This window comes from Bradyrhizobium yuanmingense, assembly GCF_029167105.1.
In the GTDB taxonomy this organism is placed as follows: domain Bacteria; phylum Pseudomonadota; class Alphaproteobacteria; order Rhizobiales; family Xanthobacteraceae; genus Bradyrhizobium; species Bradyrhizobium yuanmingense_A.
The window spans coordinates 1-13,579 of sequence record NZ_JARFML010000057.1 but is presented as its reverse complement, the minus strand read 5'-3'; the positions used below and the strand labels follow the sequence as shown (position 1 = coordinate 13,579).

At 65.1% G+C, this 13,579-nt stretch carries 12 protein-coding genes; 7 read left to right on the top strand and 5 right to left on the bottom strand.

What is annotated here, in order from left to right; translation table 11 throughout:
• Positions 1–181: 181 nt before the first annotated feature.
• Positions 182–1,009, bottom strand: coding sequence for a rhomboid family intramembrane serine protease (locus P0R31_RS38265; protein WP_275520296.1), 828 nt, complete (start codon positions 1,007–1,009; stop codon positions 182–184).
• A 425-nt stretch (positions 1,010–1,434) separates the two neighbouring features.
• On the opposite strand from P0R31_RS38265, the gene P0R31_RS38260 reads away from it, so the two are divergent.
• From P0R31_RS38260 to P0R31_RS38250, 3 genes are all read left to right on the top strand, one after another.
• A complete protein-coding gene (locus P0R31_RS38260; RefSeq protein WP_275520295.1) occupies positions 1,435–1,989 on the top strand; it encodes a PAS domain-containing protein in 555 nt (184 codons plus the stop codon).
• A gap of 135 nt (positions 1,990–2,124) precedes the next feature.
• On the top strand, positions 2,125–3,258 hold the full coding sequence (locus tag P0R31_RS38255; RefSeq protein WP_275520326.1) for a DJ-1/PfpI family protein: 1,134 nt from the start codon (positions 2,125–2,127) through the stop codon (positions 3,256–3,258).
• 78 nt (positions 3,259–3,336) lie between these two features.
• Entirely contained in the window at positions 3,337–3,843 is a 507-nt protein-coding gene (locus P0R31_RS38250) for a GNAT family N-acetyltransferase (protein WP_275520293.1), read from the top strand.
• Between the two features lie 40 nt (positions 3,844–3,883).
• On the opposite strand, the gene P0R31_RS38245 is transcribed toward P0R31_RS38250, so the two are convergent.
• On the bottom strand, positions 3,884–5,806 hold the full coding sequence (locus P0R31_RS38245) for a DEAD/DEAH box helicase (RefSeq protein WP_275520291.1): 1,923 nt from the start codon (positions 5,804–5,806) through the stop codon (positions 3,884–3,886).
• Between the two features lie 271 nt (positions 5,807–6,077).
• Here P0R31_RS38245 and P0R31_RS38240 point away from each other — a divergent pair, with 271 nt between their 5' ends.
• The gene (locus P0R31_RS38240; protein WP_275520289.1) at positions 6,078–6,818 is read left to right on the top strand and encodes a metallophosphoesterase family protein; all 741 of its coding nucleotides are present in this window, start codon (positions 6,078–6,080) and stop codon (positions 6,816–6,818) included.
• Positions 6,819–6,824: 6 nt separating this feature from the next.
• On the opposite strand, the gene P0R31_RS38235 is transcribed toward P0R31_RS38240, so the two are convergent.
• The 3 genes from P0R31_RS38235 to P0R31_RS38225 all read right to left on the bottom strand — a co-directional run bounded on the left by P0R31_RS38235 (position 6,825) and on the right by P0R31_RS38225 (position 10,267).
• The gene (locus tag P0R31_RS38235; RefSeq protein WP_275520287.1) at positions 6,825–7,238 is read right to left on the bottom strand and encodes a VOC family protein; all 414 of its coding nucleotides are present in this window, start codon (positions 7,236–7,238) and stop codon (positions 6,825–6,827) included.
• A complete protein-coding gene (locus P0R31_RS38230) occupies positions 7,238–8,992 on the bottom strand; it encodes a serine hydrolase (protein ID WP_275520285.1) in 1,755 nt (584 codons plus the stop codon). Before P0R31_RS38230 ends, P0R31_RS38235 begins: the two co-directional genes overlap by 1 nt.
• A 123-nt stretch (positions 8,993–9,115) precedes the next feature.
• The gene (locus tag P0R31_RS38225) at positions 9,116–10,267 is read right to left on the bottom strand and encodes a zinc-binding dehydrogenase (protein ID WP_275520283.1); all 1,152 of its coding nucleotides are present in this window, start codon (positions 10,265–10,267) and stop codon (positions 9,116–9,118) included.
• A 356-nt stretch (positions 10,268–10,623) separates the two neighbouring features.
• Here P0R31_RS38225 and P0R31_RS38220 point away from each other — a divergent pair, with 356 nt between their 5' ends.
• The 3 genes from P0R31_RS38220 (at position 10,624) to P0R31_RS38210 (ending at position 13,540) form a co-directional block, all read left to right on the top strand.
• Complete coding sequence (locus P0R31_RS38220; RefSeq protein ID WP_275520281.1) at positions 10,624–11,850, top strand: MFS transporter; 1,227 nt, start codon at positions 10,624–10,626, stop codon at positions 11,848–11,850.
• 124 nt (positions 11,851–11,974) lie between these two features.
• Entirely contained in the window at positions 11,975–12,586 is a 612-nt protein-coding gene (locus P0R31_RS38215; protein ID WP_026312634.1) for a PilZ domain-containing protein, read from the top strand.
• A gap of 330 nt (positions 12,587–12,916) precedes the next feature.
• On the top strand, positions 12,917–13,540 hold the full coding sequence (locus tag P0R31_RS38210) for a transglutaminase-like cysteine peptidase (RefSeq protein ID WP_275520279.1): 624 nt from the start codon (positions 12,917–12,919) through the stop codon (positions 13,538–13,540).
• Positions 13,541–13,579: the final 39 nt, after the last annotated feature.

The following is a 13,579-nucleotide window of genomic DNA, read 5'->3' as shown; positions in this document are numbered from 1 at the left end:
TCCCTGAATCCGAGCCGTCCGCCTTTGGCGGTTCGGACTTGTTCGCGAGTCTTCAACTAACAGTTACAGCGCCGGTTTCACGCTCGTGCACTTTGCGAAGCATCGTCGCTAAGGACGTGTCGCTTCGGAACATTCTTCGCGCGAATGATGGATGAATTCGGGCCGCGTCGCAAGCGCCGCTTCAGATACGGTCTGAAACGTCCCGTGATGACGCATCCGCAGCATCGCTTCGCACGCGCGGCACGGGATCGAACAGCGCGAACAACAACAGGCCGGCGAAGAAGCCGCCGATATGCGCCTGCCAGGCCACGCTCGTGGTTTCCGCATCGACCCCGATCGCGCCCACGCCGAAGATGATGTTGATGCCGAACCAAACGGCGAGGAAGCCGACCACCCGCCCGTCGCGGAGCGCGCGCGACAGCGGCAGCGCCGGAACTTTCGCGGCGGTATCGGCATCCGATCGGCTGAACGACAGGAAGCTGCCGCGGACGAAGGCAAAGCGGATTGCGGCGGCCATCGCGCCCGACACCGAGGCCGAGGCGCCGATCATCGGCGCCACCGCATGCTCATGGGTGATGAGATGGGCGAGCGCGCCGGCCGCCGCCGTCACGGCCAGGAAGACGAAGAACCTGACGGTGCCGAAGCGCCGCGCCAACGCGCTGCCGAACGGCAACAGCCACAGCACGTTGAAGCCGAGATGGGTGAGATTGGCGTGTAGCAGCGAATAGGTGACGAAGGTCCAGACCTTCGCCCCCGCCCCGCCCGGGATCTGCAGATTGAGCAGCGAGGAATCGTAGCGCTTCGGGATGAAGCCGAAGACGTCGATGGTCCAGTTCTCGAGCTCGGGCGGTAGCAGCACGCGCAGATGGATCGCCGCCAGCAGCAGGATATAGGCGGTCAGCGCCGGAGGCAGCGTCAGGATCGGCTCGCGCGGAGCCTCCACGACGGCCGGCACGTCCGGCGACGAATCTTGCGGGGAATCCAAGGCAGCTTCGCTTTCGGGCGACATCGGGGCGACAGGCTTGGAGATAGGCGCCTTTGCCGTCCCTGCGCAAGTGCACAAAAGGAAAAGGCAGGGCCGAAGCCCTGCCTGTCCGTGTCGGTCTTCCGGTGGCCGGAGAGATAAGGCGTATCCCCACCCCTCCCCGCGGCCCGTGACCAAACTGTTTGACGCCCTGTACAGGCCCCGCCGAGAACCTGGAGAAAAGCGGCGAGGCTTGCGACCGAGGTCACCATAGCAGGCGCGCGGCCGGCACGAAGCGCATAGTTAATTTAACGTTAACGACGCAAAGGCCGGCCCAGGAAGCCTGAAAACGCGCCGGCGGCATGGACGCTGCAAATCCCCTCCTGCACAACAACAGAAGGGATCGCGGGTGCACTGAAGCGGGACAAGTCTGTCCCTTCGAGGTTGCACCCCGGGGCGAGCGTTCAGTCATGAAACATCCGTCGAGCCGCGCGTTCTTCGCGTATTGGGACAAGAAGCGCGGCACTGCACGGGCTCCCGACCGGGCCGACATCGACCCGGCCGCCGTCCGCGGCCTGCTCGGCGACATCTTCGTGCTGTCCTGCGAGCCGAACCTCGGCTTCCCGTTCCGCGTCGCCGGCACGCGCGTCTGCGCGCTTGCAGGAACCGACCTCAAGGACCGCAGCTTTGCAGCGCTGTTCACAGAAGCCAGCCGCAACGAGATCGAGGAGATCACGACGATCGTCGCCGACGAGGCACTGGGCGCGATCGCCGGCGTCACCGCCGCGCGCGAGGACGGCAGCAAGGCGCATCTGGAGCTCCTGCTGCTGCCCTTCAACGCCCGCCCGCATACCCCGGTCAGCGTCACCGGCGTGCTCGCGCCGTTCGACGACGAATGCGGCACGCTGTCCGCCTTCACCCTCACTTCCTGGCGCTACCTGCACCAGCCGGAGAAACTCCTGCCGCGCGCCATCCGCAAATTGCAGATCGCGCGCGGGCTGATGGTGTATGAGGGGCTGCGGTAGCGCTGCTGCGGACAGGCGACGATCTTGCGATGGATCGTCGCGCGGCATGACCGTTTTTGCCGGATTTACGTCATTCCTGACGTCGATGCGACCGGATAGCTTCCGCGCCGCGTGAGACGAGCAGGTGACATCATGATGAGCTGGCGCAATCTGGCGTGGACAGTCCTCGGCGGCATGACCTTGCTGGCGGCGATCGGTGCGACCTGGCTGCTCCTGCTGCCGGCCGCGCCAGCATCGGGACCCGCGCCTGCGATTTCCAGAGACGAGACCGAGGCGACCCTGGCGGCGCTCAAACCGCCGAAACGCAAGCGTCCCCTGATCGCCATCGTCGGCATCAACGACATGAGCGAGACTACCGATTACCTGATGCCCTACGGCATCCTCGCCCGCGCCGACATCGGCGACGTCCTCACCCTGTCGACGCAACCAGGGGCCGTCACGCTCTATCCCGCCCTCAAGGTTCAACCGCATGCGACCATCGCCGAGTTCGACGCCGCGCACGCCGACGGCGCCGACTACGTCATCGTGCCGGCGATGAGCCGCGACGACGACGCAACGGTTTTGCACTGGATCAGGAGCCAAGCCGGCAAGGGCGCGATCGTGATCGGCGTCTGCGTCGGCGCGACGGTCGTTGCCAACACCGGGCTGCTCGACGGCAAGCGGGCCACGACGCACTGGTATTCCGTGCGCGATCTGAAGAAGCATGCGACAATCCGCTACGCGGCGGACCGCAGGCTGGTGGTCGACCAGGGCGTTGCGACGACCACCGGCATCACCGCATCCATGCCGATGGCGCTCACCTTGATCGAGGCGATCGCGGGCCGCGCCAAGGCCGAGGCGGTCGCCGGCGACATCGGCCTTGCGCGATGGGATGCACGCCACCGGAGCGAGGCGTTCAGCTTCACACGCCCCTTCGCGCTGACGGCGATCGCAAACACGCTCGCATTCTGGAAGCGCGAGCAGCTCGGCATCGCGTTGACGCCCGATGTCGACGAGGTCTCGCTCGCCCTCATCGCCGATGCGTGGTCGCGCACCTACCACTCGCGTGCCTTCACCTTCGCCGCCACGGCAGAGGCGCGGACCAGCCGCAGCGGTCTTCGCATCCTGCCGGACCGCATTGCCGGGAATTGGCCGGCGGAGCAGGCCCTGCCGGATGCCGGCGCTTTGCCGCCGGCGCGGGCGCTCGATGAAACGCTACGTGCGATCGAGGCGCGCTACGGAGCACGCACGGCCGACTTCGTGGCGATGCAGCTGGAATATCCGAGATAGGGCGGCCAGGATCTTTCTCGCTGCGCGCATCGCCGCGGCGGAATAGATTGGAACGACACCACGGAACGACGGATCGACATGAGCAAGCCGCATTGGCGTCCCGCGCGTACCTCCGATCTCGCTGCGATCAGCGCGATTGCGGCACGCATCCATCCGGCGCTGCCCGAACGCGAAGAGGTGCTGGCGGAGAAGATCACGCTTTGTCCGGAGGGCTGCGGCGTGCTCGATACGGACCAAGGCATCGTCGGTTACGGGCTGGCGCATCCCTGGATGCGGTACCGGATTCCGCCGCTCGACGGCTTTCTGCAGGAATTGCCTGATAGCGCCGATTGTCTCTACATCCACGACGTCGCCGTATTGCCGGATTTCCGCGGCGGCGTTGTGCGCGCTTATGTCGCCGATATCGAGAAGCTGGCGCGTCGATCACGCATCGCAACGCTCGCGCTGGTCTCGGTCTACGGCACGCCGCCGCTATGGGAACGCATCGGCTTTCGGGCCGTGACGGCGGACGCCGAGTTGCGCGCCAAGCTCGCATCCTATGGCGACGGCGCGAGCTACATGCTGCGCGACCTCGCCGCGATGTAGTGCCCGTCCCCAGGCGGATGGCTCATTGAGCAGCAGAAGCTCAACCGCGACGCTTCTTCTTTGCCTTCTTTCCCGATGCACCCTTCACCGGCCATGGCGTGACCGACGGCTCTGCGTGGCCGGGCCTGTTCTTGTGCTTCTTCTTTCCGAAGGAAGGCGCATCGCCGAATTTCGGCGCGCGCTCGCCCTGAGGCTTGCTGCGCGGCTTGAATCCGGCTGCCTCGCGCGGGCGATCCTCGCGCCGTTCATGATGAGCGCCGGCCTCGCGCTGCGGCGCGCGGGAGCGCTCCTGAGGAGCCTCTTGCCGGTGCGGCGCATCCGTCATCGGCTCGATCCGGATGCTGTCTTCCTTGTCGGGACGCTTGATCTTCGCCGCAAAGGATTCGGCGGCCTGCTGAGAGATCTCGAACTCGGTGGTGGTATCCATGATCCTGATGGCGCCGATGTCGCGCTTGTCGATGCCGCCGCGGCGACAGATCATCGGCAGCAGCCAGCGCGCTTCCGCGTTCTTGCGGCGCCCGATGGCGGCGCGGAACCAGACGCTGCCATCTGCCATGCCGTGCTTCGAGGATTTCCCAGCCTTCGATCTCGGCTTGGCGCGGTCATCGCCCTCTCCGGATCTATCACGCCCGCGCTCCGGCTTGCCGCTTCGCTCGCCGGGATCGATGATGTCCTCGGGTGACGGCAGCCGCGCGCGATAAAGCCGCGCCAGCGCAGCGGCGATGTCCTCCGCCGAGCGCTCCGCCAAGAGCGCCTGCGCCAGGGCCAGATCGTCGGGAGTGGTCTCCTCCGTGAACAGCACGTCCTTCATGCGTGCGTGATCGAGCTTGCGGATGTCATCCGCCTGCGGCGCCGTGTCCCAGGCCGCGTCGATCCCAGAGAGATCGAGCAACAGCTCGGCGCGCCGCCGCCGCGCGGGCGGCACCAGGAGGACGCTCGTGCCCTTCCGGCCCGCGCGCCCGGTGCGGCCCGAGCGATGCTGCATGACTTCGGCGTCGTTGGGCAAATCGGCATGAATGACGAGGTCGAGGCTCGGCAGGTCGATGCCGCGGGCGGCAACGTCGGTCGCAACGCAAACGCGGGCACGGCCGTCGCGCAGCGACTGCAGCGCCAGGGTGCGTTCGTTCTGCGTCAGTTCACCCGACAGCGCGACCACAGAGAAGCCGCGCTCCAGGAGCGCGGCTTGCAAATGCCTGACGGCATCGCGCGTGCTGCAGAACACCAGCGCGCTCGGCGCCTCGTAGAAGCGCAGCACGTTGACGACGGCATGCTCGACGTCGGCGGGCGCGATGCGGATCGCGCGGTATTCGATATCGGCGTGGCCGCCCTCGTCGCCGGCGACCTCGATCCGGAAGGCGTCGCGCTGATATTGCCGGGCCAGCGCGACGATGCCGCGCGGAAACGTCGCCGAGAACAGCAGGGTGCGACGTGTCTGCGGCGTGGTCTCGAGGATGAATTCCATGTCCTCGCGAAAGCCGAGATTGAGCATCTCGTCGGCCTCGTCGAGCACGACCGCGGCGAGCTCGGAGATGTCGAGGCGGCCGCGCCGCAGATGATCGCACAGACGCCCGGGCGTACCGACGACGATATGTGCGCCAGCGGCCAGCTCGCGCTGCTCGCGCCGCGGATCCATGCCGCCAACGCAAGAGACGACACGCCCGCCGGCATGCCCATAGAGCCAGGCCAGCTCGCGCTGAACCTGGAGCGCGAGCTCGCGGGTCGGCGCCACGATCAAGGCGAGCGGCGCGGCGGCTGGTGCGAACTGCTCGGCATCATCGAGGATGTTCTTCGCGATGGCCAAGCCGTAAGCGACGGTCTTGCCGGAACCGGTCTGGGCCGAGACCAGGAGGTCGCGGCTGGTGGCTTCATGGGCGAGCACCGCGAGCTGGACGGGCGTCAGTGAATCATAGTTCCGCTCGGCCAAAGCGCGGGCGAGCGGCGGGGTCAGGGCCGGAAGAGACACGAGATGGGAAACCTTGTTTGATTCAGGCGCGCAAACGGTGAACCGGCGCCCCGAGCTGCGTGCGCGGCAAACGGCCCGACCGCACGCTGATTTGATCTGGGCGCTCTTTACGCCAAGCGCCCGGAAATCACCATAGCCGTGATGCATGGCTTGACGGCGAGCCGCGCCTGAAGCTTGCAGCGGATTTTTGCGGCCAGCTCGATTAACCTTGACGCGGCGGGATCGGCCTATAGCCGCGCCACGCTCAGGTCTGACGGTATGGGGAATTAAGATGCGATTGGCGGTCATTTCCGACATCCACGGCAATCTCGCCGCGCTGGAGGCGGTGCTGGCGGATATCAAGACGCGGGGCGTCGATCGGATCGTCAACCTCGGCGACTGCGTCACCAGCCCGTTGTGGCCGAGGGAAACGTTCGAATTCCTCCAATCGCTGTCGTTGCCGACCGTGCGCGGAAATCATGATCGCTGGATCGAGGAGTTTCCGGACGACAAGCTCTCGCCGGCAGGTCTGTTTGCGCGCAACGCACTGACTGCAGAGCAGCGTCGTGCACTTCACAACCTGCCCTCCCAGCTGCGGCTGGACGACGGCATCCTGGCCTGCCATGGCACGCCCGAGAACGATACGGCGTGCCTGCTGGAGGACGCACTCGACGACGGCCGCTTTGTGCCGGCACGCCGCGACGTGCTGGAGGCACGCCTCGCGAGCGAGCCGGCGGCACGCGTGGTGCTGTGTGGCCATAGCCACCGCCCGGCCGTCGTTCACGGGCCGCGCGAATGTCTGGTCCTCAATCCCGGCAGCGTCGGATGCCCGGTCTTCGCCGACATTCCCCTTGCCGCGAAACTGGAACACCGCTCGCCTCACGCCCGCTACGCGATCCTCACCAAGGGCAAAAGGGGCTGGCAGGTTGAGCTCCTGGCGCTCGAATACGATTGGGAAGCCGCCTCGGCGCGCGCGCTCGCCAACAACCGCCCGGACTGGGCGCAGGCCATGTTGTCCGGATACGTCAAATAGAATTTCTCAGATCTCCGCGTACACCTCCAGCAGATTGCCGTCGGGATCGCGGAAGAACAGCGTGCGATGGCCGAAGGGCTGGTTGGTCGGCGGTGACAGCAGCGCCACGCCTTGCCGCACGAGTTCATCGGCGCACGCGTCGACCTCGGCAGCAGAGACCTTGAAGGCCAGCTGCAGCGAGGCGCTGCCCACTGGCGTCGGTGCATCGCTGGCGGTGCGGCTCGGCCTTGCCAGCGCCAACGTGTTGCTGCCGAGCCTGTACTCGATCCAGTTCGGCGACAGCTCGCGCGAGAGTGGGAACGCGAGGACGTCTTCGTAGAAGCGGCGCATCGCCGCCATGTCGCGCACGAAGATCACGGTGTAGTCGATCACGCGGATGGCGTTGAAAGGCGATTGCCGACGAACCGGCTGCAGTGCCATTAACGTTCCCTACCCTCCTCCGCCACGCGTTCCGCGAGAAAGGTGCCGTTCGGCTGGTGGAAGACGATCTGTCCGATGCTCTCGCCCTCGCCACGGAATTCGACGGCAAAGCCCTCCAGATCGTCGATACGAAACCGGCGGCCCTGCTGCGGCTCGAGGCGATAGGCCGGCTGAAAGTCCGGCTTCAGAATCAACCTGCCTTCGCTGTCCAAGGTGACGCGATGGGTGATAGCGCCGCTCTGGAACTGCCCGACACAGCGTGCACGGAATGCAGGATCAAGGCAGTCGCCGGCGGCTTGGCGCTGGAACACGATGTCCTTCACCGTCGGCTCGAGCGGCACCGACAGATGCACGATATTGCCTTCGCGGTCCGTTTGGAAGGTGATGGGAAGATTGTCCGGATGAAGCTCGTCGATGATTTCAGGCGTGACGAACGTCTCGAAATGCCGGTGCGACAGTTGCGATCCCATGCCACGCCACGCCCAATGCAGCGCGCCGTCCCGCTCACGAATCGAGATCACGCCATAGGCGGGATGGGCGTAGTCGGCGGCATAGGCCGACAATGCATGTGCTGGCTTGGTATCCGGGTGACGCGCCTTCTGACGCGTCTCTTTGTCGACTGGAATGTGGGCGATGAAGTCCTCGCGCATCTTGCGGAACCGCGAGAGCCAATCAACGGGCTCCCGGCCGCGCAGCCGGTCGATGATGTGGTAGGTCAGAATCGATGCGACCTCGTTTGGACTACGGTTCGTCAGCACGGCCACACCGATGCCGGCATCCGGCACTAGCGTCATCAGCGAGCTCCAGCCAGTCCAACCGCCGCTGTGCGAAACGATGCGCTCGCCCTGATAGGTGTTGGTCTGAAAGCCAAGGGCGTAGTGCCCATGGCCGAACTCGGAGAATTCCGACTTGGCGACGAACGCCAGAGGCGCGTGCAGCTGCCCGATCAGCGCTTCGGGCAGCAGCCGCTCGCCAGCGAACATCCCTTTGCCGAGATGCAGCCGCATCCAGTTGGCCAGATCAGCCACCGACGTGTTGATGGCGCCGGCCGCCGTGGTGCGGATCGGCAGCCGCAACGCCGGCAACCGCGTATCGACATCGATCATATAAGGCCGCGCCGGCTCAGGCCCGGCTTCGAGTTCGTCCAGCGAAAAACTCACTGTCATGCCGAGCCGATCCGTGAGGCGACTGCGGAGGAACGCTCCAAAGCTCTGCCCGCTCAGCCTCTCAATCAGGAGACCGGCAAGGTTGTAACAGAGGTTGTTGTATTGCCAGGCGGCTCGAATGTCGCGGCTCAATTCGAGGTGCCGCATCAGCGGCAACATTTCAGCCGGCGAGAGATCGCCAGGCATATGAACCCAATCGTGGCGTGGCAGTCCCGATTGATGGCTGAGCAGATCGCGGATGGTGATGCGCTCGGTCGCGACCGCGTCCGAGAGACGAAACTCCGGCAGATAGTCGCGGACCGGCTTGCTCCAGTCGAGCACGCCATCATTGTGCAACAGCGCGATCGCGGTGGCGGTGAACGACTTGGTGATCGAGCAGATCACGAAATGCGTGTGCGGCGTAACCGGCAGATTGGCCTCGACGTCGCGCTGGCCGTAGCCGCGCGTGAGTACGACCTCGCCGTCCTGGACGACGGCGAGCGCTGCGCCCGGGACCTTCCAGACCGCCATCGCTTCCGCGGCGAGCCGATCGATGTCGGGAACGAGAGAGGCGAGCGGAGTATCAGGGATCTCGGATGAACTGTTCATGATCGATGCGCGGCCTTCAAGGTGCGCAAGCTAGCGGCATCAACGTGAAATGGAAAGTCAGGGCGCGGACTTTCGCAAAGACGTGAAGCTATGTGGCGAGATCGCCACGGATGGAAGAGATTGCTATTCCACCAGTTCCGGCCACGGCACGATGGTCGACTTCACCGTCTTCATCGCCATCGCGTCCTTCACGGCTTGCGCGACGCCCGCTTCCGTGAACGGGTAGATCGTCTGCATTTTCAGCCACGGGTATTTGTCACGCGTGCGGTAGAGCATGTCGACGCCGAGCGGGAGATCGTTGCCGGTGAAGCCCCAGGATCCCAGCACGTTGAGGTCCTTGGTGCAGATGCGGTGCCAGGAGGTGTCGATCGAGCCGGCGTCGGTGAACTGGCCCATCTCGACATAGGTGCCGCCGTCGCGCAGCATCTCGATGCCTTCGGGGCCGGCGGTCGGATGCCCCGAGCAGTCCATCACGAGATCAGCGCCGAAGCCGCCGACGATCTTTCGCACGCGATCGATGCGATCCTGCGGTGACTTCAGCTCCTCGATGTTGACGGTCGCCTCCGCGCCGAACTCGCGCGCCAGCTTGAGCCGCGGCTCCTCCGGCGCGCCGACGCAGATCACGCGCCCTGCGCCCATCTCCCTGGCGGCCGCGACCGCCAAGATGCCGATCGGGCCGGAGCCCTGGATCACCACGGTGTCGCCCCAGCTGAATCCGCCGGCACGCGTCGCGCGGTTGAAGGCACGGATACAGGACGTCAGCGGTTCGGACAGCGCGCCGAGGCGCAGCGGCATATCGTCGGGCAATTTGTAGATCTTGGTGCCTGGCAGCATGTCGAGATCGACATAGACATATTCGGCCCAGCCGCCCCACAAATGCGGCGCCTTGTCGAAGCCGAGATAGCGGCCGTAATAGACCGGCGTCAGGCACTTGTTCGCGGTTTGCGGATAGTGGATGCAGTAATAGCAGCGGCCGCACGGCATCAAGGGCGGGATCATCACCTTCGAGCCGACTTGAAGCGGCTTGCTCATGAAGTCCTCAGTGAACTCGTCGCCGCATTCGACGATGACACCGCCGAGTTCGTGACCCAGCGTGAACGGCCAGGGCAGCGGCTTCGGCCAATGTCCTTTCAGGATATGGAGATCGGTGCCGCAGACCCCGCAGGCACCGACCTTGATCAGCGCGGCCTTCTTGCCGACCTTCGGCCACGGCACAGTGCGGATCACGGGCTCCGAGCCGGGACCAGCGTGGGTGCAGACGCGGATTTGTTGCATGGCTGTTTCCTCGCTGCCCGCTTGTTGTGCTTTGATGATGCGGGCCGCGGCCAGCCTATGACAGCTACGCGACATTGAAAATACCAACGCCGGCGCCGTCATTGCGAGGAGCTCTTGCGACGAAGCAATCCAGAATCCCTCCGCAGGCGCAGTCTGGATTGCTTCGCTGCGCTCGGAATGACGAGCTGAGTATGATCGACCCGCATCGGTTGCGCGGAGATGACGACGGAGTGTGCGGCGGCATTGCATGGCAGATGTCCGAGCACACCCAATTGTCTTGAGCCTTCGCCAGCGAACGTGTAAGGCCCGAGCAGTCCCGCCCAGGTGCCCCCGTGAATCCCCTTCCCCAAAATCCCATGGCCGCATCCGGATCGTTTGCGGCGATGAAGTCCGTGCCCTACCGTCTCCAGTTCGCCTCTTACGTGCTGGCGATGATGGCGGACAATATCGAGCATGTGATCAGCTATTGGGTGGTGTTCCAGAAATTCCATTCGCCGACGCTGGGCGGGTTTGCCGTGCTGTCGCACTGGCTGCCGTTCCTGCTGTTCTCCGTCGCGGTCGGTGGCCTCGCCGACCGGTTCGATCCGCGCCGCATCATCCAGTGCGGCATGCTGCTGTTCATCGTCGCCTCCGCCGGATGGGGCTTCTTCTTCCTGACCGATACGATCCAGATGTGGCACGCGATGCTGCTCCTGGTGATCCATGGCTGTGCCGGCGTGCTCTGGCAGACGCCGAACCAGCTTCTGCTCTACGACCTCGTCGGCCCGGCCGATCTGCCGAGCGCGGTGCGGCTGAACGCGATGGCGCGCTATCTCGGCATCCTGGTCGGACCTGCGGTCGGCGGCATCATCATGCTGACGCTCGGTCCCTCGCACGGCATCATCTTCAACACGCTGTTCTATCTGCCGATGCTGCTTTGGCTGTTCTGGGCCCCGGTCAGGGACAAGAGCGTGGCGGCGCGTCGCTTCGCGGTGCGCGGCCTTGCCGACATCGTGCTCACCATCCGCGCGATCGGCACCCAGCCCGTGCTGTCGGCGATGACGTGGCTTGCCGGCCTCACCTCCTTCATGATCGGCAACGCCTATCACGCCCAGATGCCGGGCTATGCCGGCGATCTCGGCCATGGCGATCCCGGCGTCTCCTACAGCGTGCTGCTCGCGGCGGATGCGGCCGGCGCGCTGCTGGCCGGCATCGCACTGGAATCCTGGGGACGGCTGAAGGGCACCCCGCGCACCGCAATCACGCTGGCGATGCTGTGGAGCGTGGCGCTGCTCGGCTTCGCACTGGTGCCGGTCTATCCGGTCGCGATTGCGCTGCTGTTCTTTGCAGGCTTCTTCGAGCTCTCCTTCAACACCATGGCGCAGGCGCTGGTGCAACTGAACGCGCCGCACGACATCCGCGGCCGCGTCGTCGGCCTTTACAACATGGCCGGGCTCGGCATGCGGGCCTTCAGCGGCATCACGGTCGGGGTAGCAGGCGCGGCGATCGGCATCCACTGGTCGCTCGGGCTCTCGGCCGCCGTGCTGCTGGCGCTGCTGTGTCTGCTTTATGGGCGCGCCGCGAGGAAGCCGAGCCCCGCCTGAAGGTGTGGCTTTTCGAGCGCATCGTGTCTGTCCGCAACCGGCGCGCCCGATCCTAACGCGGCATTAACCCTATGCACCTTAGGGTCGCAAGGACTCCGCCCGGGCGGGGGGTCGGGTGTTGGAAATGGCGTTGGCGAACAAAAAATTTCTTCCGGCCGCCGAGGAGCGCAGGCGCTTCCAGCGGGTGAAGGTGCACCTGCTCGGCCGCTACATGCTGCCGGACCGCCGGGAATTCCCCTGCCAGGTGATCAACATGTCGCCGGGCGGCCTCGCCTTGCTCGCCCCCGGCATCGGCAATGTCGGCGACCGCGTGGTCGCCTATCTCGACCATATCGGCCGTGTCGAGGGCAAGATCACCCGGATCATCGATAACGGCTTCGCCATGACCATCGGTGCGACGCCGCGCAAGCGCGACAAGCTCGCCGCGCAGCTGACCTGGCTCGCCAACCGCGACATCCTCAATCTGCCGGAGGACCGACGCCACGACCGTATCGTGCCGCGCAACCCGATCGCGGTGCTGACGCTCGAGGACGGCACCAAGATGACCTGCCGCATCATCGACCTCTCGCTGTCGGGCGCGGCGATCGCTGCCGAGAACCGGCCGCCGCTGAAATCGACGGTTCTGCTCGGCCGGGTCCAGGGCCGCGTGGTCCGAAACCTCGAGGACGGCTTCGCGCTGGAGTTCATGCACGAGCAGCCGGCGGAGACACTCGAAGAGAGCGTTACCGCGCGGTAAAGCGCAAGGACGCGAAAACCTCCATATTTCCAGGCTCGAAGGCGGCTTCCGCGATGCGGACGCCGCCTTTTTCATGTCCCGCGGCGAATGGCCAGCGGTTAACGGAGGGGCTGCAGATGAGCGCAAACAACGCTCCTCCCAGCGTTTCCGCGTTAATAGATAAAATTTGAATCAATTGCAGTCATATCCAATTTTACGCAAATTCTATTCAAGTATAGATCGAATTCGCCGCGCGTTTTACTTGTATTCGTCTCGACTTGACTTGGTCGACTTAGCGGCAACTCAAAAGCTCCGTGCGAAATGTGGTCCCAACAAGAAACGGGGGCCGCAATGTTTGACTTCAGGGGACGGGGGAAGGGACTGGCGCTGGCCGCCATGCTCTTCGGGATCAGCGCGGCAGCGCAGGCCGGCGAAGGCCGTCTGCTCTACGCGAGCCTCGGCGACACCACGCGTGCGCCGATCGGCTGGGTCGAGTTCTGCGCGGACAATGCTGCCCAGTGCCAGGGCGCACCGCTGCAGCCGCGCGACATCGTGATGTCGCAGGCCGCATGGCGCGACCTCGTCAAGGTCAATCGCTGGGTCAACGAGACCGTCAAGCCTCTGACCGACCAGGAGCACTGGGGCGTGATCGAGAAGTGGTCGCTGCCGGCGGACGGTTACGGCGACTGTGAAGACTACGTGCTGTTGAAGCGCAAGATGCTGATGGATGCCGGCTGGCCGCGCCAGGCCCTGCTCATCACCGTGGTGCGCGACAAGAAGGGCGAAGGCCACGCGGTGCTGACGGTGAAGACCGACAAGGGCGAGTTCGTTCTCGACAATCAGAACGAGAACGTCCTCGCCTGGACGGAGACCGGCTACCGCTTCGTCAAGCGTCAGTCGCAGAGCGATCCCAACGTCTGGGTCTCGCTGGGCGATACCAAGCCGGCGGTCTCCACCGCCAGCGCGAGAGATTAACAGGAACGAGACAACAGGTTACGCGACCCGGTCTGGGAC